1 rRNA gene is annotated in these 655 nt (G+C 54.2%); it reads left to right on the top strand.

What is annotated here, in order from left to right:
• Positions 1–655 (top strand): 23S ribosomal RNA (locus ABD481_RS46660); the annotation flags it as partial.

Genomic DNA, 655 nt, shown 5'->3' with positions numbered 1-655 from the left:
AGCGCCAGTAAACGGCGGTGGTAACTATAACCATCCTAAGGTAGCGAAATTCCTTGTCGGGTAAGTTCCGACCTGCACGAATGGCGTAACGACTTCCCCACTGTCTCCAGCACAGGCTCAGTGAAATTGAACTCGCTGTGAAGATGCAGTGTACCCGCGGCAAGACGGAAAGACCCCGTGAACCTTTACTATAGCTTGACACTGAACATTGAGCCTTGATGTGTAGGATAGGTGGGAGGCTGTGAAGCGTGGACGCCAGTCTGCGTGGAGCCAACCTTGAAATACCACCCTTTAATGTTTGATGTTCTAACGTTGGCCCCTTACCGGGGTTGCGGACAGTGTCTGGTGGGTAGTTTAACTGGGGCGGTCTCCTCCCAAAGCGTAACGGAGGAGCACGAAGGTTAGCTAATCCTGGTCGGACATCAGGAGGTTAGTGCAATGGCATAAGCTAGCTTGACTGCGAGCGTGACGGCGCGAGCAGGTGCGAAAGCAGGTCATAGTGATCCGGTGGTTCTGAATGGAAGGGCCATCGCTCAACGGATAAAAGGTACCCTGGGGATAACAGGCTGATCTTCCCCAAGAGTCCATATCGACGGGATGGTTTGGCACCTCGATGTCGGCTCGTCGCATCCTGGGGCTGGAGTAGGTCCCAAGG

This window comes from Catenulispora yoronensis (assembly GCF_039531695.1).
Taxonomy (GTDB): Bacteria; Actinomycetota; Actinomycetes; order Streptomycetales; family Catenulisporaceae; genus Catenulispora; species Catenulispora yoronensis.
Note: the sequence above shows the minus strand (reverse complement) of the source record. Positions and strands in the feature narration are given on the sequence as shown.